The sequence below is a fragment of the Ensifer sp. D2-11 genome (assembly GCF_054161295.1).
Genome location: NZ_CP096435.1, coordinates 536,876 through 559,890, shown reverse-complemented (window position 1 = coordinate 559,890; position 23,015 = coordinate 536,876). Strand labels below are relative to the sequence as shown.

The window sequence follows — 23,015 nt, the reverse complement described above, 5'->3', positions numbered from 1 at the left end:
CAAGGACTTAGGGGTGTGAGCCAACGGCCGCACAAGCACCGCTAGAGCATCGGGAATTTGTCGGAGCGACAATAATCTTGTGAAAAATCCGATACTAGGGCACAATTTGTGAGTGCGGCGCTATCTCGACTCCGGCCGTCTTGCGCCGAGAGTTCGTGGGCGAAAGGTCGGCGTCGATGCATCAGGGGTTCTTTCTTCTGTTCGCTACGGTGTCCGTGGTCACAGCCCTGACGCTCGTCCTGGCGCGAAATCCGGTTCACAGCGCATTGGCGCTGATGGCGTGCTTCCTTCAGATTTCCGCAATCTTCGTCATGCTCGGTGCTCCGCTGCTCGTGGTCATCCAGATCTTCGTCTATGTTGGCGCGATCATGGTCCTGTTCCTGTTCGTGATCATGATGGTCGACGTGCGCGAAGCGGTGCTGCAGCGCTTCATGCCTGGCGGCAACCTGCCGGCGCTCACGTTGCTCGTCCTGCTCGGAGCCGAGATGGTCGTGCTGGTGCTCTGGAGCGATCGCTTTATTGAATCGCCCCCCGTCGCCGAGCGCGGCGGCGATGCGATCAGAGATCTCAGCAAGACGCTCTTCTCCGACTATCTCCTTCCGTTCGAAGTCGCCTCCGTCATCCTGTTGGCGGCCCTTGTCGGCGCCATTGTGCTGGCGCGGAAGGAGCCTGGCTGATGGTCCCGCTCTGGTGGTCGATCTTGCTCGGAGTGGCCCTGTTCGTGATAGGAGCGGGGGGCGTCCTGCTGAGGCGCAATATCCTGATCGTGCTGATGTCGCTGGAGCTTCTGCTCAATTCGGTCAACATCAATTTCATCGCCTTCGCCCAGTACTACGACGACTTCCGCGGACAGATCTTTGCGATCTTCGTCATCGCGATCACCGCGGCGGAGGTTGCCGTGGCCCTCGGCATATTGGTCGCGCTCGTGAGGAACAAGTCCACCCTCAAGGTAGACGACGTCACCATTATGAAAGGATAGCGGCTTGGACCCGGTGATATCGACCCGGCCGCTGCTCGCCGTCGCCGTCGCCGGACTGGCGGCTCTCGCCATTCTCTTTTTCAACAAACGCGAGAAACTCCGCGACGCGGTATCGCCAATCGCGGCGGTCGCCATGTTTGCGATCGTCGTCTCCATGGCGCCGACGGTGCTGGCCGGCGGCACCGTCGAACTGCGCCTGTTCGAGGTCCTGCCGGGGATCGACTTCGCTTTCCGCGCCGATGCGCTCGGCATGGTGTTCGCCACCGTCTCGTCGCTTCTGTGGATCGTGGCCGCGGTCTACTCCATTGGTTATATGCGGCACTTGCACGAGCACGCGCAGACCCGCTTTTTCGCCTGCTTCGCCACCAGCCTCGCTGCCGCAGTGGGCGGAGCCTTCGCCGCAAATCTGTTCACGCTGGTTATCTTCTACGAGGTGCTGAGCCTCGTCACCTATCCGCTCGTCTACCACCACGAGGACGAAGAAGGATGGCGGGGCAGCCGAAAGTATCTCGTCTATCTGATGGGCGCCTCGAAAAGCGTGCTTCTCGCAGCCTTGGCGCTAACCTATCACATCGCGGGGTCGCTCGACTTCGTGGCGGGCGGGCTGCTGGCGGGCGCCAATGCATCGGCGACGCTGCTCGCGGTCGTCTATTTCTGCTATCTGTTCGGCTTCGCCAAGGCGGCGGTGATGCCGATGCACGCCTGGCTACCCGCCGCAATGGTGGCGCCGACGCCGGTCAGCGCGCTCCTGCATGCCGTGGCGGTCGTCAAGATGGGCGTCTTCTGCGTGCTGCGGGTGATCTTCCATGTCTTTGGTGTCAGCATGGTCGGGGAACTGGGCCTCGGCATCGCCACGGCCTATCTGGTCTCGTTCACCATCCTGATGGCGTCGATCTACGCGCTGACGCGGGACGACCTGAAGGCGAGGCTCGCCTATTCGACCGTCAGCCAGCTCTCCTACATCGTGTTGGGCGCGGTACTCCTATCGCCGCTGGCCATGGTCGGCGGGATCATCCACATCGCCGCGCATGCATTCTCCAAGATCACGCTCTTTTTCTGCGCGGGGTCGATCTATTGCGCGTCCGGAAAACGCAATATCAGCGACATGGCGGGCATCGGCCGCAGGCTTCCCTGGACGATGGGGGCATTCTTCGTCGCGTCGCTGAGCATGATCGGGATTCCGCCGACGGCAGGTTTCGTCAGCAAGTGGTATCTGGCGGAGGGCTCGGTAGAGGCCGGGCAGATCGCTTTCCTGGCCGTGCTGCTCGCAAGTTCGGTCCTCAACGCCGCCTATTTTCTGCCGGTCAGCTACACCGCCTTTTTCGAGGCGGAGACCAAGGAGAACCGGGCGCCGGTCCGCGAAATCCCGCTTGTTGTGATCCCGCTGGTCGCGACCGCGATCCTTTCAGTGCTGATGGGCATCTTCCCCTACTATTTCCTCACCCTCGCGGACGGAGTGATCCGATGATCAAGCCTGTCGTCGATTTCTTTGGTGACGCGCAATATGCGAGGCCGCGCCGGCGGCTGTTCTATCTGGTGCTCGTCATGATCATCGTCGCCGATTTCCTGGTTCCCCGCGACCATACCGAATACCTGTGGGAGCGCTTGCCGGGCTGGTCGGCGGCGTACGGCTTCGGCTCCTGCGTGCTGCTCATCTTCGTTTCCAAGTTTCTCGGCCATCGCGCCGGGCTGATGCGGCGCGAGGATTATTATGACTGATTTCGTCCATCCGGCTCTCATCTTCATTCTAGGCGCTCTGCCGATCCCGTTCTTCACGGGACCGGTGCGTAAAGCCTATCTCGTGCTGGTCCCCGTACTGGCGGTCGTCGCCGTCATGGCGATAGAGCCCGGCAGTTATAGCGAGACGCGGTTCCTCGGCCAGGAAATTCTGATTGCGAAGGTCGACAAGCTTAGCATCGTCTTCGCTACTGTCTTCACTGTCATGGCGCTGATCGGGACGGTCTATGCATTGCACCTTTCCGGCGCCGGCCAGCATGTAGCCGCCTTCGTCTACGTCGGCAGCGCGCTCGGGGTGGTGTTCGCAGGCGACTATCTGACCCTCTACCTGTTCTGGGAGGGCATGGCATTCGCGTCGGCTTATCTGGTCTTCGCTCAGGGAGGGGGAGAGGCGATCCGCGCTGCTTTTCGGTATCTCATGGTCCACGTCACCGGCGGCGTCGTCCTGCTCGGCGGAATTCTGCTCCATGGGGCAACCGCTGGCTCGCTGCTCTTCGGCCCGGTCGAGGGCGCTTTGGACGCGGGTGCCTACCTCGTTCTTGCCGGTTTCCTGCTCAACGCCGCGGTGCCGCCGCTCAATGCCTGGCTGACCGATGCCTACCCGGAGGCGACCGTCACCGGCGCGGTGTTCATGAGCGCCTTCACGACCAAGACTGCCGTCTACGTGCTGGCGCGCGCGTTTCCGGGTATCGAACTGCTGGTCTGGCTCGGCACGGTGATGGCGCTCTATGGCGTCATTTACGCGGTGCTGGAAAACGACTGCCGCCGCCTTCTTGCCTATCATATCGTCAGTCAGGTGGGCTACATGGTCGCGGGCATCGGCATCGGCACCGAGCTGGCGGTGAACGGAGCCACCAGTCACGCCTTCGCGCACATCCTTTACAAGGGTCTCCTGTTCATGGGCGCCGGGGCGGTGATCTACGTCACAGGCCGGCGCAAGCTCACGGAGCTTGGCGGGCTCTACAAGGCAATGCCGCTGACGGTAGCGCTCTATATGATCGGCGCGTTCGCAATCTCGGCATTTCCGTTCTTCTCGGGTTTTGTCAGCAAATCGATGGTGATAGCCGCAGCAGGGCAGGATCACCGCGCGCTGGTAATGCTGGCGCTGACGATGGCGTCGTCCGGGACGTTCCTGCACACCGGGCTCAAGCTCCCCTATTACATGTTTTTCGGTACCGACCGCGGGCTGCAGGCACGGGAGCCGCCCGGCAACATGCTGGTCGCGATGGGCATGGCCGCGGCGCTCTGCATTGCCATTGGCATATTCCCCGGGCCGCTCTACGGGCTTCTGCCCTATCCTGTCGATTTCGAGCCCTATACCGGCGTCCACGTGACCGAGAGCCTCGGAATCCTGATGTTTACGGCTTTGGGCTTTGTGATCTTCCTCCGGGCGCTCGATCCCGAGCGCACGATCAGTCTCGACACCGACTGGTTCTATCGCAAGGGAGCCCGCGCCTTCATGTGGTTCGCAGAAAAACCGTTGGCGCGGTACGAGAAGGCGGTCAGCGACGTGTCGGAGACTGCGGTGCTGCCCTTCCTGCACGGCTCGGCGCGCGCCGGCATGCGGCTTGATCTCAATGGCGTGGATGGTGTCGTGAATGGTGTCGCCCGATCGATCCTTGACGGCGGCGGCGTATTGCGACGCTTGCAGACCGGCGTCGTCACTCACTACGTGCTGGCGATGATCGGCGGTCTGATCGCGGCCATCCTCGTCTTCGCGGTGGTGTGGAGGTAGCGCACGATGTCGATCCCGCTGCTGAGCCTCATCGTCTTCGTGCCCGTCGCCGGGGCGGCCGTTCTGATGTTCATGCGCAGCGACGATGCGGTGCGGTGGACGGCGCTCGGTTTCGGTATTGCCGATCTCGCTCTCTGCATCGTGATGCTGGCCGGCTTCGACACCACGACCCACGAAATGCAGTTCACCGAGAGCCGTCCCTGGGTGCCGGCGCTCGGGATCACTTATGCGCTCGGCGTAGACGGCATCAGCGCTCTCTTTCTGTTCCTGACGGCGCTGTTGAGCTTGATCTCCGTGCTCGCTTCCTGGGTGGCGGTCGACCGCAAGGTCAAGGAGTTCATGGTCAGCCTGCTGGTCATGCAGGCGCTGATGCTCGGTGTCTTCTGCGCGCTCGACCTGTTCCTGTTCTACGTCTTCTGGGAGGCTATGCTGATTCCAATGTACCTGATCATCGGCGTCTGGGGCGGCGAAGGCCGGGTCTATGCTGCATTCAAGTTCTTCCTCTACACGCTGGCCGGCAGCATCCTCTTCCTGATCGGCGTCATCGTGCTCTATTTCCAGGGGGGCGAGACCTTCGACATACTCGCCCTGACAGCGCAGGATCTGCCCTTCGGCGTCCAGTCCTGGCTGTTCTTCGCCTTCCTGGTGGCCTTCGCTGTCAAGGTGCCGATGGTGCCGGTGCACACCTGGCTGCCAGACGCACATGTCCAGGCGCCGACGGCGGGCAGCATCATTCTCGCCGGCGTGCTCCTGAAGATGGGTGCTTACGGATTCCTGCGCTTCTCGCTGCCGATGCTGCCGGAAGCATCGCTCTATTATTCGACGCTCATGCTCGTGCTTTCGGCTCTTGCGATCGTTTATGGCGGTTTGCTGGCGTTGGCACAGGACGACCTGAAAAAGCTGGTCGCCTATTCCAGCATCAGCCATATGGGATTTGTGACGCTCGGGATTTTCGCGCTGAACCTGCGCGGGCTCGAGGGCAGCATCCTGCAGATGTTCAACCACGGGATAACGACTGGCGCATTGTTCCTGTTCGTGGGCCTGATCTACGAGCGCACGCATACCCGCAGCATCGCGAATTACGGCGGGCTGATGAAGGCGGCGCCTGTCTATACCGCCTTTCTTGCGCTCTTCACCCTGTCTTCGATGGCGCTGCCGGGGACGAACGCTTTCGTGGGCGAATTGCTGGTGCTGTCCGGCGGGTTTGCGGCAAACTTGGCCGCGGGTGCAGCGGCCGTGGTGGGTGCGTTGCTGAGTGCTGCCTACCTGCTCGGCATGTACGGGAAAGTGGCGCTTGGTCCGGCGAGTGTAAGTGCCAAGTACAAGATACACGACGTGAACGGGCGCGAGATGGCTGCCATCCTGCCGCTCGCCATTTTCGTGCTCTGGGTCGGGCTTTATCCGAGACCGTTCCTCGGGATCATCGATGCCTCGGTGCGAAATCTGCTGGTGCAGGTGCACGGTGAAGGGAGCGGTCAATGACTGCTGCCGCGCTTCTCCAATGGGTCTTCGCGAGCGTCCCCGAGATCATCGTGGTCACCGGTGCCTGCATCCTGCTGATTGTTGGAGAGCTTGTGCGCAAGGGACGGGACGATCTGCTCCTGTGGGCTTCAGTCGCGATCGTGCTCCTCGCCGCGGTGGCCACGCTCATGCTGGCAGGCGAGATGCGGCCAGCCTATGCGGGCATGTTCATTTCCGACCGCTTCGCCGTCTTCTTCAAGTTGGTGTTTTATCTGGCGACTGTCCTGACCTTCTTCCTCTCGCGGAAATACGCCGAGATAGAGGGGATCGGCAGGAGCGAATATTATGTCCTGCTGCTCTTCGCCCTTGTGGGAATGATGATCATGGCCTCGGCGATCGACCTCCTTTCGATCTATGTGGGTCTCGAGCTGATGGTGCTCTGCACTTATGTGCTGACAGGCTTCCTGCGCAAAGAGCGGCGGTCGAACGAGGCGGCGTTGAAATATGTGATCCTCGGCGCGGTCTCGACGGCGATTTTCCTTTATGGCGTCTCGCTGATATACGGGCTCACCGGTACGACCCAACTGGACCGGATGGCTGAGGCGGTGAGCGGCGGTCCGCTCGATCCCGCCCTGCTGCTGGCGGTCGTTTTCATCGTTGCGGGGCTCGTCTTCAAGATCGGCGCCGTGCCCTTCCATATGTGGGTGCCGGACGTCTATGAAGGCGCGCCGACGACGATCACTGCCTTCATGTCGGTCGCGCCCAAGGCGGCCGGGTTCGCGGTGATCCTCAGGGTGTTCCTTAATCCGCTTGTCGAAGCCTCGAACGCCTGGATCATCGTCGCGGCCATTGCGGTGGCAACGATGGCGCTCGGCAGTTTCGTGGCGCTGGTGCAGGATAATTTCAAGCGCCTGCTCGCCTATTCCAGCATCGCCCATGCCGGTTTCGCTATTTTCGGCGTGGTGGCCGGCGGCCAGGACGGGATCGCCAGCGTGATGCTCTATCTGCTCATCTATACCTTCATGAATCTCGGCATTTTCGGCGCCGTGATCATGATGCGGAACGGAGATTTTTCCGGCGAAGTCATCGAAGACTACGCAGGTTTCGCCAAGTTCCATCCCGGGCTCGCGCTTCTGATGCTCCTCTATCTCTTCTCGCTCGCGGGCATCCCGCCGACAGCCGGGTTCTTCGCCAAGTTCTATGTGCTGGTCGCGCTGGTCGAGCGCGGTTTCGTCGCGCTGGCGGTGATCGCAGTCCTGCTCAGCGTCGTCGCCGCCTACTTCTATATCCGCATCGTGATGGTGATCTACATGCGCGAGCCGGAAAGGGCGTTCGAACCTGCGCTGACGCCGCTCGTCCGCGCCACGCTCGCCTTCACCGCCGCCGGCACCATCGGCATCGGCCTGTTTCCGGCGTGGTTCCTGAGGTTAGCTCAACAGTCGGCTTTCGGTGGGTAAGGCGGGTTTTCGCTGCTGTATCGTCGTTCGCTACAGGCGGGCCAATTCGGATCATGCATTACTAATCAATTGGATTTGCATTGATCCGCCCGACGGCATAGACTCGCCTTGGAGGAAAAGGATTGCCCAGGCCGCCTATCGAGGCGCCGGCATCCCGGGTTCCGAAGGGGCCGATCGCGGCTGAGAAAAGCCGCTGGTTGGCCAAGGCCAACGCTATGACGGCAATGGAGTTCCTGCCGGTTCTGTTCATGGTCGCCGGGATAGTCCTGGTGGCGGCGGCGACGCTTTTCGTCTCATCGCTGTTGCGTCCGTCCAATCCCTATCCCGAGAAGAACGCCCCTTACGAATGCGGTATGGAAGCGGCGGGCGAGGCCGCAGGCGGCCGCTTCCGGGTTCCGTTCTTTATCCTCGCTATCCTCCTCGTGGTCTTCGATGTCGAAGCGATGTTCCTCTTTCCCTGGGCGGTCGTCCTGAAGGAGATCGGCATTGTCGGCTATATCGAGATGTTCGTCTTCATGTTGCTGCTACTTGTGGGCTTCGCCTATGCCTGGCTGAAGGGGGCGCTGGAATGGCAGGAGTAAACGACGCGATCCGCGACAGTGTACTGTTCACCACGGCCGACAGCATCATCAGTTGGAGCCGGAGGTCGGCCCTGTGGCCCGAAACCTTCGGCATTGCCTGCTGCGCCATCGAAATGATCTCGGCCGGCTGTGCGCGCTACGACCTGGACCGGTTCGGCGTGGTGTTCCGGCCTTCTCCGCGGCAGTCCGATGTGATGATCATCGCCGGCACGGTCACGCGGAAATTTGCGCCCGTCGTGCGGCGGCTTTACGATCAGATGCCGGAACCGCGCTGGGTGATTGCGATGGGGACCTGCGCGATTTCGGGCGGAGTCTACAACACCTATGCCGTGGTGCAGGGATCGGAAACCTTCGTCCCAGTCGACGTGCATGTGCCCGGCTGTCCGCCGAGGCCGGAGGCGCTGATGCACGGCTTTCTCCTGCTTCAGGAGAAGATCAAGAGGTCCCGCGCACTCACCGGGACGCCCCTGGGACGGGTTGTAGCGTCATGACCGGGGAGCGGCCTGTCGATCTCGCGGCGATCATCGGGAGCTTCGCAGGAGCAGTCGAGAATCTCGGCCTTGCGAATGGTATTTACGCCTTTGCCGTCCCACCGGAGCAGATCGTCGAGTTCTGTCGGTTCCTGAAAGAACACCCGGCGCTTGAGTTCAATTTCCTCTCTGACATCTGCGGCGTCGATCACTTTCCCGAAATGCCTCGTTTCGAGACGGTTTACCACCTCTATTCGCTGAACAACAAATGGCGCGTTCGCATCAAGTGCCGGCTCGGCGACGTACCGCATGTTCCCTCTGTCACGGGAGTCTGGCGAACCGCCAACTGGCATGAGCGCGAGGCCTGGGACATGTACGGCATCAGCTTCGAGGGGCATCCCGATTTGCGCCGGATCTACATGTGGGAAGGTTTCGAGGGCTTTCCGCAACGGAAGGATTTCCCGTTGAGGGGCTACAAGGACAAGCTGAACCCCTTCGGTGCCGAGGGACCGCCGCCGACGCAGCCGGACCTCGCCACTAGAGATATACCCCAAGGAGCTAGTTAGACGCCGGAGAGTTGAGATGACCGAAGTCACCGAGCTCATGAGGCCGGAAGGCGAAGCGCTCAATACCAAGGAGGTGCTTCTCAATCTCGGTCCGCAACACCCCAGCACCCATGGGGTTCTGCGGCTCGTGCTCCAACTCGACGGCGAATATGTCGAGCGCGTCGACCCGCATATCGGCTATCTGCACCGTGGCACCGAAAAGCTGGCGGAGAGCTTCACCTATACGCAGATCTTCCCGCTGACCGACCGGCTCGACTATCTCTGTCCGCCTTCGAACAACCTGGCCTTCGCGCTCGCCGTGGAGAAGCTGCTCGGCATAGAGGCCCCGATCCGGGCGCAATATATCCGCGTGATGATGGCCGAACTCGCACGGATTTCCGGCCATCTCCTGATCACCGGCGCGCTGCCGATGGACCTGGGCGCCATGACCGCGCTTCTTTACGCCATGCGCGAGCGCGAAATGATCATGGACCTATTGGAAATGATCACCGGTGCACGCATGCACACGTCCTACTGCCGCGTCGGCGGGGTGCGCGAGGACCTGCCCGACGGGTTCCTTCCGAAGATCAGGGAGTTCTGCGAGATATTCCCGAACAGGATCCGCGACTATGAGCGCCTGATAGAGAACAATCGGGTGTTTCTCAGCCGTACGCAAGGCGTCGGTGTGATCTCCGCAACGGACGCGATCGACCTCGGCTTGAGCGGTCCGAACCTGCGTGCCTCCGGCGTCGACTGGGACATCCGGCGCGACGAACCCTATGAAATCTACGATCGGCTCGACTTCAACGTCATCACGCGCGAGGAGGGCGATTGCTATGCGCGCTGGCTTTGCCGGGTCGACGAGATGCGCGAGAGCATCCGCCTTATCGAACAATGCATGGAGCAGATGCCGGACGGGCCGTTTCAGGTCGATATTCCGACGATCGCCTTCCCCGTCGATAAAGAGCGCGTGCATTGCTCGATGGAGGCCCTGATCCAGCATTTCGATCTCTCCGCCTATGGCTTCGACGTACCCGCGGGCGAGGTCTATTCGGTAATCGAGGCGCCCAAGGGGGAACTCGGCTTCTACATCATCAGCGACGGATCGCCGAAGCCGTTCCGCATGAAGGTGAGGGCGCCTTCCTTCGTCAATCTTCAGGCGCTCTTCGGCGTCACCAATGCACGCTACCTCGCCGACATGATCGCGGTGCTCGGCAGTCTCGACCCGGTGATGGCGGAGGTGGACAAGTAGCAGGGAGGATGGGACGCGATGTCGATGCGCGAAGAGATCGAGGCGGCGGCGACACGATACCCCGACCGGCGGTCGGCGATCATGCCCGCGCTCATGATCGCGCAGAAGGAGCATGGTCATCTGCCCGGCCCGGTTCTCGAAGACGTCGCCGAGATCCTCGGCGTCGAGCGGGTTTGGGTCTATGAACTGGCGACCTTCTACACGCTCTTCCATACCGAACCGATCGGCAGGTTCCACCTGCAACTCTGTGACAACGTCTCCTGCATGCTGTGCGGATCCGAGGCGCTGCTCAATCACCTGGAAACGACATTGGGGATTAATAAGGGCGAGACCACCCCGGACGAGCTGTTCACGCTTTCGACCGTCGAATGTCTCGGGGCCTGCGAAATGGCTCCGGTGATGCAGGTCGGCGACGATTACTACGGCAACCTTGATACCGCGCGGCTCGATGCGCTGCTGGAGAGCTTCCGCGCGGCGGAGCGGGTGACGAGCGACGAGCGCGCTGCGCCGGCGCCAGGAGAGTAAGCTATGTTCGAGCCGGTCCTGCTCAGGAATGTCGATGTGCTGGACGGTCATCGGCTGTCGACCTATGAGGCCGGCGGCGGCTACCGGGCGCTCAGGAAGGCGCTCGGCGAATACACGCCCGACGAGATTGTCGAGCTTGTCAAGGAATCCAACCTGCGCGGCCGCGGAGGGGCCGGCTTCCCGACGGGCATGAAGTGGAGCTTCGTGCCGAAAGCGGCCGGCAAGCCGAAATACCTCTGCTGCAATGCCGATGAAGGCGAACCCGGTACCTTCAAGGACCGCATCATCATGGAGCGCGACCCGCATCAGCTCATCGAGGGGCTGGCGGTCAGCGCCTATGCAATCGGGGCCGAGACGGCTTATGTCTACATTCGCGGAGAGTATGTGACGGCTATTCGCCGCCTGGAACAGGCGATCGCCGAGGCGCATGAAAACGGCTATCTGGGCGCCGGCATTCTTGGCTCGAATTTCAGTTTCATGGTCCACATCCATCGCGGAGCCGGCGCCTATATCTGCGGCGAGGAGACCGCAATGCTCGAGTCTCTCGAGGGCAAGCGGGCGCAGCCGCGACTGAAGCCGCCGTTTCCGGCCGTGGCCGGGCTCTACGCCAGCCCGACAGTCATCAACAATGTCGAGACGCTTGCCTGCGTGCCGCATATCGTGATGCGCGGATCGGCATGGTTCCGCGGCATAGGGCCGGACAGGAGCCCCGGCCCGAAGCTCTACTGTCTCAGCGGTCAGGTGCGCAAACCCGGCCTTTATGAGTTGCCGATGGGCATATCGCTGCGGGAACTCGTAGAGGAACACGCCGGCGGGCCCCTGCCGGGGCGAAAGGTCAAGGCGGTGATTCCCGGCGGGGTATCGGCGCCGGTTATACCGGAGAGCGAGCTCGAGGTGGGCATGGATTTCGACTCGCTTGCCGCGGCCGGTTCGATGCTCGGCTCGGCAGGCGTGGTCGTGATCGACGACTCGACCTGCATGGTCAAGCTCGCCACGCGGATCATCGAGTTCTTCCACCATGAGTCCTGCGGCAAGTGCACGCCATGCCGGGAAGGTTTGGACTGGACCGTGAAAGTCCTGCGGCGCATCGAGGCAGGCGAGGGTGAAACCGGCGACCTGGAGCAGTTGGAGATGCTCTGCAAGGGCATTTTCGGCAACACGTTTTGTGCCCTGGGCGACGGCGCGGCCATGGGATTGCGGGCCGCGCTCAAGCATTTCCGCGCGGAGTTCGTCGCCCATATCGAAGAGCGGAGGTGCCCCTTCCACTGAAAGGGAACCGGGCCGGTCTGGGAGGAAGTATGGTCAAGATCACGATCGACGAACAATCGCTGGAGGTCGAGGCTGGCTCCACGGTGCTCGCCGCCGCCGAGCGACTGGGCATCGAGATCCCCACCTTCTGCTATTGGAAGCGGCTGCCGCCACTCGCCTCGTGCCGCATGTGTCTGGTGGAGATCGAGGGACTGCGGCGGCTGCAGCCGGCCTGCGCCACTGTGGCAGCGGACGGCATGGTGGTTCGGACAAATACGCCGCTGATCGAGGAAACGCGCTCGTCCATGCTCGACATGCTGCTGGCCAATCACCCGCTCGATTGCCCGATCTGCGACAAGGGCGGCGAGTGCGAACTGCAGGACATGGTCATGGCGTATGGACCCGGCGAAAGCCGGTTCCGCGACCCAAAACGCGTGTTCCATTCGAAGGACATCCGTCTGAGCCCAGTCATCATCATGAATGTCAACCGGTGCATCCAGTGCCAGCGCTGCGTGCGCATGTGCGAGGAGGTCGTTGGCGCGGTGGCGCTAGGCACGGTCGAAAAGGGAATGGACACCGCCGTCACCGGTTTCGAGGGGAGTCTTGCAAGCTGCGACCAGTGCGGCAATTGCGTCGAGGTCTGCCCGGTCGGCGCGCTGATGAGTTTCCCCTATCGCTACAGAGCACGGCCCTGGGATCTCGCCGAGACCGACACGATCTGCCCGCATTGCGGCACCGGATGCCAGCTAACCGTCGGAGCGCGCAAAGGCGAGTTCATGCGGGTCCGCTCGGACTGGGAACATGGCGTGAACCGCGAAACGCTCTGCGTGCGCGGCCGCTTCGGCCTCGACTTCATCGAAAGCCGGGATCGCATCAAGCGGCCGATGATCCGCCGCGACGGAGCGCTGACTGCGGTGTCATGGGAGGAGGCGGGCGAATTTCTCCGCCAGCGCCTCGCGGTAGTGGAGGGCACGGCCGCCGGCGGCCTCATCTCGCCGCGCCTGCCGAACGAGGTGCTCTACCAGTTCCAGAAGCTGATGCGGACGGTGTTCCGCACCAATAATATCGACTGCTCGTCGCGCTGGTCCACGCCCCTCGACATTCTGGCCCCCGTAGTGGCAAGCTTTTACAGCCGCGACCCTCTCGAACAGGTGATCGGCAAGGACTGCGTCCTTATCATCGGCGGCAATGTGACCGAGGAGAATCCGGTCACCGAATACCTCCTGCGCGATGCCGCGCGGCGGCGGCATACCCGCTTGCTCATGCTTTCGGCACGGCCATCTCGGCTCGATGCCGATGCCCGGGCGGTCCTTCGCGCCCGTCCCGGCGGCGAGGCTCAGAGCCTTGCCGCAGTCGTGGCTGCTCTCGCGGCCGTGGCCGATGAGGGTTTCCCGGGAGACATTCTTGCGAAGACCAGCGGGACGATCGCCAGTTCCGGCGCCAATGATGCGTTGGACCGTCTGGTCTTAACGCTCAAGGAAGGTCGGAGCGTCACTCTCCTGGTAAGCGTCGATCTGCTGAGATCACCGCTGGCGCGGGAGACGCTGCAGCAGCTCGGCAACCTTCTGCAGCTCCTGCGCCTGCTCGGCAAGGAACCCTCGCTGCAGTTCCTCTTCGATCGTGCCAATCAAATGGGCGCCTGGGACATGGGTGTTCTGCCGGGGGTTTTGCCGGGGCTGGGCCCTGTCTCCGATGAGGCGATGCGCACGAAGTTCGAACGGAGCTGGGGCGCGGAGATCCCTCGCGAACCGGGTGCCGATTTCGACGCGATGCTGGAACTCTGCGAAAGCGGGCGGATGGGTGTGCTCTATGTGGTCGGAAGCGACCCGCTGATGTCCTATCCCGACCGGGAGTTCGTCGAGAGCGCACTGGGTGCCGCCAATCTTCTGATCGTGCAGGACGCGTTTCTCACCGATACGGCGGGACTGGCCGACGTCGTGCTGCCCGCAGCCGGTTACGGCGAAGAATCCGGCACGTTCACCAACAATGAAGGCCGGACCCAGGAGCTCCGCAAATTCCGCGATCCGGCTTTTGACGCCAGGAGCAATCTGGCGATCTTCGGCTTTATCGCTGCGCTTCGGGAGCAGCCGCTGCAGCCATCGACCGAGACCGTCATCTTCGACGAGATGACCCGGTTGGTTCCCGCCTATGAAGGCTTGACGTGGGAAGGGCTTGGTGCCGACGGTGCCTTCACCACGTCAGCCCTGCAGCCTTGGGCACGCGGGTTCTTCGCTCCTCCGTCTGCGCCTGGGGTGACGGACGTGCTCCAGCTGATCACCGGCAACTGTCTGTTCCACAATGGCTATGTTTCCGAGCGCTCGGAAACCCTGAATTCGGTCGCGGATGACCCGTTTGTCGAGATGAGCGCTCAGGATGCCGCTGGTCTTAGCCTTTCAGACGGCGATCAGGTGCTCGTGCGATCCGCCCGGGGCGAGCTGACGGCGAAGCTCAAGGTCAACAGGCGCTTTCCAGACGGGCTCGTGTTCGTTCCCGAAAACTACCGCGCCCTGCGGCTCAACAGTCTGATGCGGCGGGGCGAGTATCCATGTTCGGTGGAGGTCCAAGAGTGCGCGAAGCGCGTAGAATCTGCTCTGGAGGAAGACCGGGTCTGATTGCATCCGGATCTGCGGAGCAGAGGGGGGCATTTGCTGCAGCCTTGCTGTTGATCGGGTCCACTCTCAGGCAATCTGCGGCAGGCGATTGCGTCAGCGATAGTTGGCTCCGCAAATGTAATCGTGCATGTCCCGCTCCGCTTGCAATGCCTCTTCGAGCCGGTGTTTGACCACGTCGCCGATGCTGACCACGCCGACGGCATCGTTGCCGTCCATGACCAGTACATGGCGCGTGCGCCGCTCGGTCATGATCGACATCACGAAGGGAAGGAAATCCTCCGTCGAACAGGTCGCGACAGTGCGGTTCATGATTTCTCCGACCCGCATCAGGGGTGCTTCGGTGCCGTACTCGGCCACGGCATGGCAGCAGTCCCGCTCCGAGAGCGTGCCCAGGCATTCCCCTGGCGAACGGCCGACGACGACGAAGCCGATATTCTTATCGCGAAACAGCCGCAATACTTCCACCATCGTATGGTCCGGCGTGACCGAGAAGATTTCGGGAGACTTGCTCCCCAGGATTTGGCAGATGTGCATCTGAACCTCCAGTCCCCGCTTCGGCGCGACGCCCGGCGCGCCTTCACTTTCGTCGAATATTCCGCCACCAGTTGTACCCGCGCGGCTCGCTGGTCTCGACCAGAACATCCCGTTCGGTGTTCAGGCGCGCAGCGACGACACCGCCGCCGGTCATCGCCTTGCCCGGCTTGGCGAGGAGATCGTCACGGCCGATCACCAAGTCGCGCGAGGAGAAACTCGAAAATTCATATTGTTGGCCAAGAGCGATCGCGTCCGCCGGACAGGCGTCCTCGCAGAGCCCGCAGAAGAGACAGCGGGCCGTGTCGATTTCGAATATGGCCGGGCGCCGGTTGCCCTTCTCGTCCTCGTAGGGGACCACTTCGATGCAGTCGCAGGGACAGATCCGCGCGCAAAGTTCGCAAGCGACGCATTTGATCTCGCCCTCGGCGTCACGTTTGAGGAAATGATGCCCGCGATAACGCGAATAGGGCAGCCATTTCTCCTTGTCCGGATATTGCATGGTGACGGGTCTGGAGAACATGTAGCCGAAGGTTAAAGCCAAACCATTCGCCAGATCGGCGAAGAAGGCCCAGCCGATCCATCTTCCAGCTTTGTCGAGTGCGCGCGACATGGTCGCCTCGCTGCGGCTCCTGAGAGTCGTCTTGCATGTCCGTACCCAGAGCTTGTGGGCGGCATGCATCAAGAGAAAACAACACCGCTTATGATTATGTTCGCCAAAGACAGGGGAAGCAAGACCTTCCATCCGATCGCCATCAGTTGGTCGTAGCGGTAGCGGGGGAAGGTAAAGCGGAACCACATAAACAGATAGACGAAGAAGGCAACCTTCAGCAAAAACCAGAGGAGTGGCGGCAGCGGGATGAGCACGCCGTTCCACCCGCCGAAGAACAGGATCACGGTGAGGACCGACACCAGCACCATGACGACATATTCGCTGACCATGAACAAGGCGAAGCGGATGCCGCTATATTCGGTATGGAACCCGGCTCCCAGATCGCCTTCGGCTTCCGCAAGATCGAAAGGAATTCGCTGCGCTTCGGCAAGGCCTGCGACGAAGAACACGAAAAATCCGATCGGCTGATAAACGACATTCCAGACGTCGCTTTGCGCCCGCACGATGTCCAGCAGGCTCATGGATTGCGCCAGCATGACGACGCCGATGACCGCGAACCCCATCGGAATTTCGTAGCTGATCATTTGCGCGCAGGTCCGCAGAGAACCAAGGACCGCATATTTGCTGTTTGCCGCCCAGCCGCCGAAGATGACGCCATAGACCTCCAGCCCGATCACCGCGAAGACGAAAAGCAGCGCTACGTTCAGGTTGGAAATGTAGAGCGTGATCTCGTTGCCGAGGACCGAAACGCTTTCGCCGAACGGGATTGCGGCAAACACCACGAAGGGCGGGGCAAGCGCCAGGATCGGAGCCAGTTTGAACAGGAAGCGGTCGGCTTCGGCCGGTATATGATCCTCTTTGGTCAGGAGCTTGATCCCGTCCGCCACCGGCTGCAGCAGTCCGTGCCAGCCCACGCGCATCGGCCCCATCCTCTGCTGCATGTGCCCGGCGATTTTGCGTTCCAACCACGTCAGCGGCAGGGGCAGCAACAGCAGGATCGCGATCACCAAGGCGACCTTGAAGACGATCACGCCGAGGGCGACGATAAGTTCCATGACTTTGCGTCCGTTGCCCAGCCCGCGCGTGTTGTCGGACGCGCAAAGCGAGATGTGGCACTCTGGATCGCTGCATGACTTCATCCTTGGCTCGGCCAGGTTCTTAAGGCAACATGCAGCAGCGCGCGTTTTGCGCACCTGTCAGCCTCACGGTACAGCCGTCACGCTCCACTTGCAATGAGGCGGCAAGGAACCGGCGTCGACAGCATCTGCCGGCGGTATGCTGAACCGATCTCCGCATGCCGGAGGGGGCCGCGCGGCTGATCTGGTTTTCAACAATCCGCGCGGCCGTTTGCTTCCTTGTTCACGCCCCTTCTCCTACAATCACTTCCAGACACAGAGGAGTCCTGCCATGAGCGAAGATGCCTTCAATATGTCGATCCGCAAGTTCCTGAAAGAAGTCGGAGTCACGTCGCAGAGAGAGATCGAGGAGACGGTGCGCAAGGGGCAGATCGGCGGCAAGACGTTGAAAGTCCGCATGACGCTGACGGCGGAAGGCACCAAACTCAATCACGTAGTGGAGGGTGATATAGAGCTTCCATAACCCGAGAGCAGGAAGCTCCAGCATCACAGCCACCTTTCCTGGAACGCTAGCTCGCCGCCCGGAATGGCTTTGCGAGCGACGCCGGGAAGTGCAGCGTGAGCAATTGGCGATTTTGCGAGATGATCACGAGAACTATGATCGTCGCGAGATAGGGAAGTGCCGAGAGCAGCTCCGAAGGGACCGCGATGCCGAGAGCCTGGCCCTGCAGCTGCAGGATCGTCATGCCGCCGAACAGCCAGGCGCCGATCAGCACGCGCAACGGCCGCCATGTCGCAAAGACGACGAGTGCGAGCGAGATCCAGCCCTTGCCGGCCGTCATGTTTTCCACCCAGAGCGGCGTGTAGGCGACCGACAGGTATGCCCCGGCAAGGCCAGCCATCAGACCACCGAAAAGCACCGCCAGATATCTGATCTTGATGACAGGATAGCCGATCGCGTGCGACGTCTCGGGCGACTCGCCGACCGTGCGCAAGATGAGGCCTCCCTTGGTGCGGTAGAAGAACCAGGTGATGAGGCCGAACATCCCGATTGCCAGATAGACCATCGGATCGAAGCGGAAGAACATCGGCCCGACCACCGGGATATCGGAGAGGAAGGGGATATGGACGCGCTTCAGCGCATCGATAGGCGCACTGCCGAACCCGCGGCCGAGAAACGCCGAAACCCCCGATCCGAATATGGCGAGCGCCAGGCCGGCGGCATATTGGTTGGTCAGAAACGTCAGCGCCAGCACCCCGAAGAGAAGCGAGGTGGCGGCGCCGGCGAGTGCGCCGGCGGCGATGGCCACCGGCATCGGCAGGCCAGCGATCACCGCCCAGAAGGCGAAGGCCGCCCCCATCAGCATCATGCCCTCGAGCCCCAGGTTGAGCACGCCAGACTTCTCGACGACGAGCTCGCCAAGGGCTGCGAATATCAATGGCGTCGCGGCGATGATTGTCCCGGTGAAAATGGCAATGAAAAGATCCATCAGGCGTGCTCCGGAAGACGAAGACGATAGTAGATGAAGAAGTCGGCAGCGAGCAGGAAGAACAGGAGGATGCCCTGGAAGATGCGGGTGAGCGCCGCCGGCAGGCCGAGGGTCATCTGGACGGTTTCGCCGCCGAGGAAGAGGAGCGACATCAGCAGCCCCCCGAGCACGATGCCAAAGGCGTTCAGCCGTCCGATGAAGGCGACGATGATGGCGGCAAAGCCGTAACCCGGCGAGATCTGGGGCGACAATTGCCCGAGCGGGCCGGCGACTTCCGCCATACCGGCGATGCCGGCCGCCGCGCCACCCGCAAGCAGCCCTGTCCAGACTGAGGAGGACTCGCGAAAGCCCGCATAGCGTGCCGCAAGGGGAGCGGCGCCGCTCACCGACATCTTGTAGCCGAGGAAGCTGCGATCGGTGAAGAGCCACATCATGACGACCGCTACGGCCGTGATGAAGATCGACGGATTGAGCCGGTAGGAATAATCGAAGGGCTCGAACATTGCCGCTGCGGGCAGGAGCGCCGTTTGCGGATAGTTGAAGCCCGCCGGATCGCGCCACGGGCCGTGCACCAGAAAGGACAGCAACAGCGTCGCGATATAGGTCAGCATGAGCGTGACGAGGATCTCGTTGGTGTTCATGCGGGCTCTGAGAAATGCCGGGATCGCCGCCCATACCATGCCGGCGCCTGCGCCGGCGAGAAACATCAGGGGAATGAGGAGCGGGCTCTCGGGATCGGGATAGAAAAGGCCGACGCCACAGGCTGCGATAGCACCGATGATCAGTTGCCCCTCGGCGCCGATGTTCCAGATGTTGGCACGGAATCCGACCGCCAGTCCGCAGGCGATCAGGATCAGAGGCGAGGCCTTGAGCAGCCACTCCGAAAGGCCGTTGATGGAATTGATGGGCGACACGAAGAAGGCGTGCAGCGTCGCCAGCGGATCATAGCCGAGCGCGGCAAACAGTACGGACCCGGCAAGAAAGGTCAGCGCCGTGGCGATCACCGGAGCGGCGATCCGCATCTGCGCGGATGGTTCCTGCCTTTGTTCAATCCTCAAGCGCAACTTCGGTTCTCCTCGTTTCGCCATGGCCGACCCGGGTCATTAAGAGGCCGATCTCTTCGCGATTGGTTTGCTTTCTGATCAATGGCGGCGAAACACGGCCGTTGGAAATGACCAGCAATCGGTCGCAAATCTCGAACAGTTCATCGAGCTCCTCCGAAACGACGAGCACCGCAGCGCCGGCGCGGCTGAGATCGACGAGCGTCTGACGGATGAAGGCGGCTGCACCGACATCCACGCCCCAGGTCGGCTGGGACACGAGAAGAATCTTCGGCTCCAGGGTGAGCTCGCGGCCGACGATGAATTTCTGCAGGTTGCCGCCGGAGAGGCTTTGCGCGCTCGCTTGCGGTCCATTCGCCTTCACCTTGAAGCGCTCGATAATGTGCCTCGCGAACTCGCCGGCCCGCCTGCGGTCGACGAGAGCGTTGCGCACGAGGCCCGCCCGGTGGGCCGTCAGCACTGCGTTTTCCCATAGGGAATGGGGCGGGACCGCGCCACGGCCGAGGCGTTCCTCCGGGACGAAGGCCATGCCGAGCTTGCGCCGTTCGCCGGCGTTGAGGTGGCCGGACGGTCTGCCGCCGATGAGGATCGTCTCGGCACGCGGATGGGTCCGCTCGCCGCTCAACAGCGCGATCAACTCCGCCTGGCCATTGCCCGACACACCGGCCAGTCCGACGATCTCGCCGCCATGCACCTCGAGGGATACATCCGTCAGCTCGGTGCCGTACTTGTCCCGCGCGGGAGCGGACAGCCCGCGGACTTCCAGCAGCGGCTTGGCGCTCGGGGCTGAAGGACTGACATGCATTTGCGGAAGCTGAGAGCCGACCATCATCCGGGCGAGCTCCAGCGACGTCGATTCCTTGGGTTTTGCCGTGCCGGTCACCTTGCCGTTGCGCAGCACCGTGGCGGTGTCGCAAAGTTCCTGCACTTCATCGAGCTTGTGGCTGATATAGACGATGCTGCAGCCTTCGCTTGCCAGCTGGCGAAGCGTTTCGAAGAGCTTCACCACGGCTTGCGGCGTAAGCACCGAGGTTGGCTCGTCCAGGATCAGAAGCTTGGGTGACTGCAGGAGGCAACGTACGATCTCCACTCGCTGCCGCTCGCCGACGGAGAGATCGTGCACCCTGCGGTGCGGATCGATGGGCATGCCGTAGCGCGCCGACAAGGTCTTGATCTCGGCCGCGAGCCGGTCGAGGTCGAAAGTGCCTTTGACCGCCAGGGCGATATTCTCGACCACCGAGACGGATTCGAAGAGCGCGAAATGCTGGTAGACCATCTCGATCCCGAGCGAACGCGAGATTGCGGGATTGTGCGCTTCGATCCGTCTGCCGTCGCAATAGATCTCGCCCGAGTCGGCTTGAGCCGCGCCATAGATGATCTTCATCAGCGTCGATTTGCCGGCGCCGTTCTCTCCGAGGACCGCGTGTATCTCTCCCGGCAGGATCGACAGCGAGACGGCGTCGTTCGCGACGGTGCCGGGATAACTCTTGGTAATGCTGCGCAGTTCGAGGCGGGGGATCATGGCCGCTCCTGCCGTGGTTGTGCATTGGGGACGACGTGTCCGCGGCGCGTGATTTCACCGCGGTCACGTCGATTTCAGGACGCGACTCAGCTGAGCTTGCCGATCATTCCCCTGACGAACCAGTTCATGCCCCGGATATCGGTATCCGAAAGAACCGATCCGGCAGCGACCTTGACTTTGCCGTCCTGATCCTTGAGCTCGCCGGCATATGGATGGATCTTGCCCGCTGCGATATCGGCTTCGAGCTGCTTCAATTTGGCTTGGATGTCGGCAGGGATCGCCTCGTTATAGGGGGCCATCTTGACGACGCCGGCGGCAAGCCCGTCCCAACGCGCCTCGGCCTTCCAGGTGCCCTCCGCGACGCCTTTTGCGGCACGCAGATATTCACTGGACCAGTCGAGCGTAAAGGCCGTGAGTTGTTTGCCGGAGCCGAACTTGGCCATGTCGCTGGCGTAGCCGATCGACCAGGCGCCGCCTTCGCCGGCCACCTGTACGCCGGTCGCCGTATCGGTCATCGAACAGATCACGTCGCAGCCTTGCGACAGGAGCGTATTGGCGGCTTCCTTCTCCTTGCCCGGATCGAACCAGGAGTTGAGGAAGATGGCATTGCAGGTGGCCCCCGGATTGACGCTCTGCGCGCCGAGAAGAAGCGCATTCGCCGGCCCGACAATGTCCGGGATCGGGAAGCCGCCGATGAAGCCGATCTTGCCGGACTTGCTCATATGCCCGCCGGCAGCGCCCGCGACGAAGGTGCCCTCGTAATATTTGGCCTCGAAGGTGCCGAGGTTTGCGCGGTGCACGATGCCCGAACAGTGTTCGAAGGCCGTCTTGGGGAAGCGCGGCGCCACCTTCTGCATCGGCGTGCCGTGCGAGAAGCTGGTTCCGAAAATCAGCTGGTTTCCGGAGGCGGCGAGCTCGCGGAACACGCGCTCGGCATCCTGGGGCATGAAGATGTTGTCGATGACCGTTATGGCGACCTTGTCGCCGAATTCCTTCTTGATCGCGTCGACACCGAGGCTGTGCTGTTTGGTCCAGCCGATCTCGGCAATCGGCGAGACATAGACGACGCCGATCTTGAGCGGCTCCTCTGCGCTGACGAAGCTGGCAAGGCTTCCGGTTCCGAGTGCCACACCGGTCGCGCCGGAATATTGAAGGAATTGTCGTCTGGTCAGGTTGAACATGGCAGTAACCCCTTTGTCGGTTCGTGTCGTTTCTCCGGCTTGTGGCCGCCGGATCTATTTCGTGGCGTGGACGTGGCGACGCGCGCCGGCCCCGCCGCTTTCTTCCGTTTTCTTGCGCGGCGCCGGCTTGGGCGCCTCGTCGGCTTTGCCCTCGAGATAGGGCTGAAGCGCCTCCCGTGGCGTCAGCTCCGGAAAGACCTGCCGATCCATGATATAACCGCGCACGACGCTGCGGTGATGGGTGTCGATCAGTTCCATGACAGGCTTCAGCCGGCCCTTTTCGAGCAGGTCGATCACGCGCTGGTGGTCGTCCAGCAGATTGCAATAGTCGAAATCGGCGGAGATCAATGAGCGCAGGAGCGTGGTGCGCCGCACGAGCTGCGCGTGAATTTCCTGCATTACCTTGTTACGGCTGAGGCGGACGAAGAGAGTATGAAACTCCTGGCCAAGAACGTCGGCGAGCGCATCGTTGCCGGATGCGACGGCTTGGCGCTGCCGCTCCACGTGCTGGCGCAACTCGGCGAAGCCCGCGGGCCCGAGTCGATCGCAGAGCTGGGCGGCAACGCCCTGTTCCACGAGCGTCAGCGCGTCGTAGATCTCCATCGCCTCTTGCATGCTCGGGCGTGCGACAAAGGCGCCGCGATTGCGCTCGATCTGCGCCAGCCCATCGTCCGCAAGCCTGATCAGCGCCTGGCGGATGACGATGCGGCTGACCTCGAAGATTTCCGCCAGTTCACGCTCGCCGAGCTTGCATCCGGGTACGAGCCGGTGATCGATGATCGCCCGGGTCAGGATGTCGGCAATCGCCTGCGAACGGCTGCTCATGACAGATCTCTCCATCTCCCGCAGACAATCTGCGGGACGGTCGCACCGGAATGTTGCATGGCCACATATCCGGCATTACGAATTCCATATCGGTATTCAATCAAATCAAGCTGT

The 23,015-nt window shown here is 62.0% G+C and carries 23 protein-coding genes; 15 read left to right on the top strand and 8 right to left on the bottom strand.

The window, feature by feature from the left end:
• Positions 1–176 precede the first annotated feature (176 nt).
• From M1D34_RS28495 to nuoG, 14 genes are all read left to right on the top strand, one after another.
• Positions 177–677 (top strand): NADH-quinone oxidoreductase subunit J family protein, encoded by a 501-nt coding sequence (locus tag M1D34_RS28495; protein WP_498786273.1) that lies wholly within the window; start codon positions 177–179, stop codon positions 675–677.
• Positions 677–979, top strand: a complete 303-nt coding sequence (nuoK, locus tag M1D34_RS28490; RefSeq protein WP_100673253.1) for an NADH-quinone oxidoreductase subunit NuoK — start codon at positions 677–679, stop codon at positions 977–979. Before M1D34_RS28495 ends, nuoK begins: the two co-directional genes overlap by 1 nt.
• A 4-nt stretch (positions 980–983) precedes the next feature.
• The gene (locus M1D34_RS28485; protein ID WP_498786136.1) at positions 984–2,447 is read left to right on the top strand and encodes a monovalent cation/H+ antiporter subunit D family protein; all 1,464 of its coding nucleotides are present in this window, start codon (positions 984–986) and stop codon (positions 2,445–2,447) included.
• Positions 2,444–2,698, top strand: a complete 255-nt coding sequence (locus M1D34_RS28480) for a hypothetical protein (protein WP_498786134.1) — start codon at positions 2,444–2,446, stop codon at positions 2,696–2,698. The genes M1D34_RS28485 and M1D34_RS28480 overlap by 4 nt, the downstream gene beginning before the upstream one ends.
• The gene (locus M1D34_RS28475) at positions 2,691–4,451 is read left to right on the top strand and encodes a Na(+)/H(+) antiporter subunit D (protein WP_498786132.1); all 1,761 of its coding nucleotides are present in this window, start codon (positions 2,691–2,693) and stop codon (positions 4,449–4,451) included. The genes M1D34_RS28480 and M1D34_RS28475 overlap by 8 nt, the downstream gene beginning before the upstream one ends.
• Before the next feature lie 6 nt (positions 4,452–4,457).
• Entirely contained in the window at positions 4,458–5,933 is a 1,476-nt protein-coding gene (locus tag M1D34_RS28470; protein WP_498786130.1) for an NADH-quinone oxidoreductase subunit M, read from the top strand.
• Positions 5,930–7,369: an NADH-quinone oxidoreductase subunit N gene (locus M1D34_RS28465; protein ID WP_498786128.1), complete on the top strand. Its 1,440-nt coding sequence runs from the start codon at positions 5,930–5,932 to the stop codon at positions 7,367–7,369. Before M1D34_RS28470 ends, M1D34_RS28465 begins: the two co-directional genes overlap by 4 nt.
• A 215-nt stretch (positions 7,370–7,584) precedes the next feature.
• A complete protein-coding gene (locus tag M1D34_RS28460; RefSeq protein ID WP_248447020.1) occupies positions 7,585–7,950 on the top strand; it encodes an NADH-quinone oxidoreductase subunit A in 366 nt (121 codons plus the stop codon).
• Positions 7,938–8,441, top strand: coding sequence for a NuoB/complex I 20 kDa subunit family protein (locus M1D34_RS28455; protein ID WP_498786127.1), 504 nt, complete (start codon positions 7,938–7,940; stop codon positions 8,439–8,441). The genes M1D34_RS28460 and M1D34_RS28455 overlap by 13 nt, the downstream gene beginning before the upstream one ends.
• Positions 8,438–8,986, top strand: coding sequence for an NADH-quinone oxidoreductase subunit C (locus M1D34_RS28450; protein WP_498786125.1), 549 nt, complete (start codon positions 8,438–8,440; stop codon positions 8,984–8,986). The genes M1D34_RS28455 and M1D34_RS28450 overlap by 4 nt, the downstream gene beginning before the upstream one ends.
• A 16-nt stretch (positions 8,987–9,002) precedes the next feature.
• Positions 9,003–10,217 carry an NADH dehydrogenase (quinone) subunit D gene (gene nuoD, locus M1D34_RS28445; RefSeq protein WP_498786123.1) on the top strand — a complete coding sequence of 405 codons (1,215 nt, stop codon included), beginning with the start codon at positions 9,003–9,005 and terminating at the stop codon, positions 10,215–10,217.
• 18 nt (positions 10,218–10,235) lie between these two features.
• A complete protein-coding gene (gene nuoE / locus M1D34_RS28440; RefSeq protein WP_498786121.1) occupies positions 10,236–10,742 on the top strand; it encodes an NADH-quinone oxidoreductase subunit NuoE in 507 nt (168 codons plus the stop codon).
• 3 nt (positions 10,743–10,745) lie between these two features.
• Entirely contained in the window at positions 10,746–12,011 is a 1,266-nt protein-coding gene (gene nuoF / locus M1D34_RS28435; RefSeq protein ID WP_498786119.1) for an NADH-quinone oxidoreductase subunit NuoF, read from the top strand.
• Positions 12,012–12,040: 29 nt separating this feature from the next.
• Positions 12,041–14,602 carry an NADH-quinone oxidoreductase subunit NuoG gene (gene nuoG, locus M1D34_RS28430; protein ID WP_498786117.1) on the top strand — a complete coding sequence of 854 codons (2,562 nt, stop codon included), beginning with the start codon at positions 12,041–12,043 and terminating at the stop codon, positions 14,600–14,602.
• A gap of 93 nt (positions 14,603–14,695) precedes the next feature.
• On the opposite strand, the gene M1D34_RS28425 is transcribed toward nuoG, so the two are convergent.
• The 3 genes from M1D34_RS28425 to nuoH form a co-directional block, all read right to left on the bottom strand.
• Positions 14,696–15,136 (bottom strand): CBS domain-containing protein, encoded by a 441-nt coding sequence (locus M1D34_RS28425; protein ID WP_013845539.1) that lies wholly within the window; start codon positions 15,134–15,136, stop codon positions 14,696–14,698.
• A gap of 43 nt (positions 15,137–15,179) precedes the next feature.
• Positions 15,180–15,746, bottom strand: coding sequence for an NADH-quinone oxidoreductase subunit I (locus M1D34_RS28420; RefSeq protein ID WP_498786115.1), 567 nt, complete (start codon positions 15,744–15,746; stop codon positions 15,180–15,182).
• Positions 15,747–15,814: 68 nt separating this feature from the next.
• Positions 15,815–16,801 carry an NADH-quinone oxidoreductase subunit NuoH gene (nuoH, locus tag M1D34_RS28415; protein ID WP_498786113.1) on the bottom strand — a complete coding sequence of 329 codons (987 nt, stop codon included), beginning with the start codon at positions 16,799–16,801 and terminating at the stop codon, positions 15,815–15,817.
• Positions 16,802–17,153: 352 nt separating this feature from the next.
• Between nuoH and M1D34_RS28410 the strand changes: the two genes are divergently transcribed.
• The gene (locus tag M1D34_RS28410; RefSeq protein WP_498786111.1) at positions 17,154–17,345 is read left to right on the top strand and encodes a DUF6494 family protein; all 192 of its coding nucleotides are present in this window, start codon (positions 17,154–17,156) and stop codon (positions 17,343–17,345) included.
• Between the two features lie 46 nt (positions 17,346–17,391).
• On the opposite strand, the gene M1D34_RS28405 is transcribed toward M1D34_RS28410, so the two are convergent.
• From M1D34_RS28405 to M1D34_RS28385, 5 genes are all read right to left on the bottom strand, one after another.
• The gene (locus M1D34_RS28405) at positions 17,392–18,312 is read right to left on the bottom strand and encodes an ABC transporter permease (RefSeq protein WP_498786109.1); all 921 of its coding nucleotides are present in this window, start codon (positions 18,310–18,312) and stop codon (positions 17,392–17,394) included.
• Complete coding sequence (locus M1D34_RS28400; RefSeq protein WP_498786107.1) at positions 18,312–19,376, bottom strand: ABC transporter permease; 1,065 nt, start codon at positions 19,374–19,376, stop codon at positions 18,312–18,314. The genes M1D34_RS28405 and M1D34_RS28400 overlap by 1 nt, the downstream gene beginning before the upstream one ends.
• Positions 19,360–20,895, bottom strand: coding sequence for an ABC transporter ATP-binding protein (locus M1D34_RS28395; protein WP_498786105.1), 1,536 nt, complete (start codon positions 20,893–20,895; stop codon positions 19,360–19,362). Before M1D34_RS28395 ends, M1D34_RS28400 begins: the two co-directional genes overlap by 17 nt.
• A gap of 86 nt (positions 20,896–20,981) precedes the next feature.
• Positions 20,982–22,076 carry a BMP family ABC transporter substrate-binding protein gene (locus M1D34_RS28390; RefSeq protein ID WP_498786103.1) on the bottom strand — a complete coding sequence of 365 codons (1,095 nt, stop codon included), beginning with the start codon at positions 22,074–22,076 and terminating at the stop codon, positions 20,982–20,984.
• A 54-nt stretch (positions 22,077–22,130) separates the two neighbouring features.
• The gene (locus tag M1D34_RS28385; protein WP_498786101.1) at positions 22,131–22,901 is read right to left on the bottom strand and encodes a GntR family transcriptional regulator; all 771 of its coding nucleotides are present in this window, start codon (positions 22,899–22,901) and stop codon (positions 22,131–22,133) included.
• Positions 22,902–23,015 lie beyond the last annotated feature (114 nt).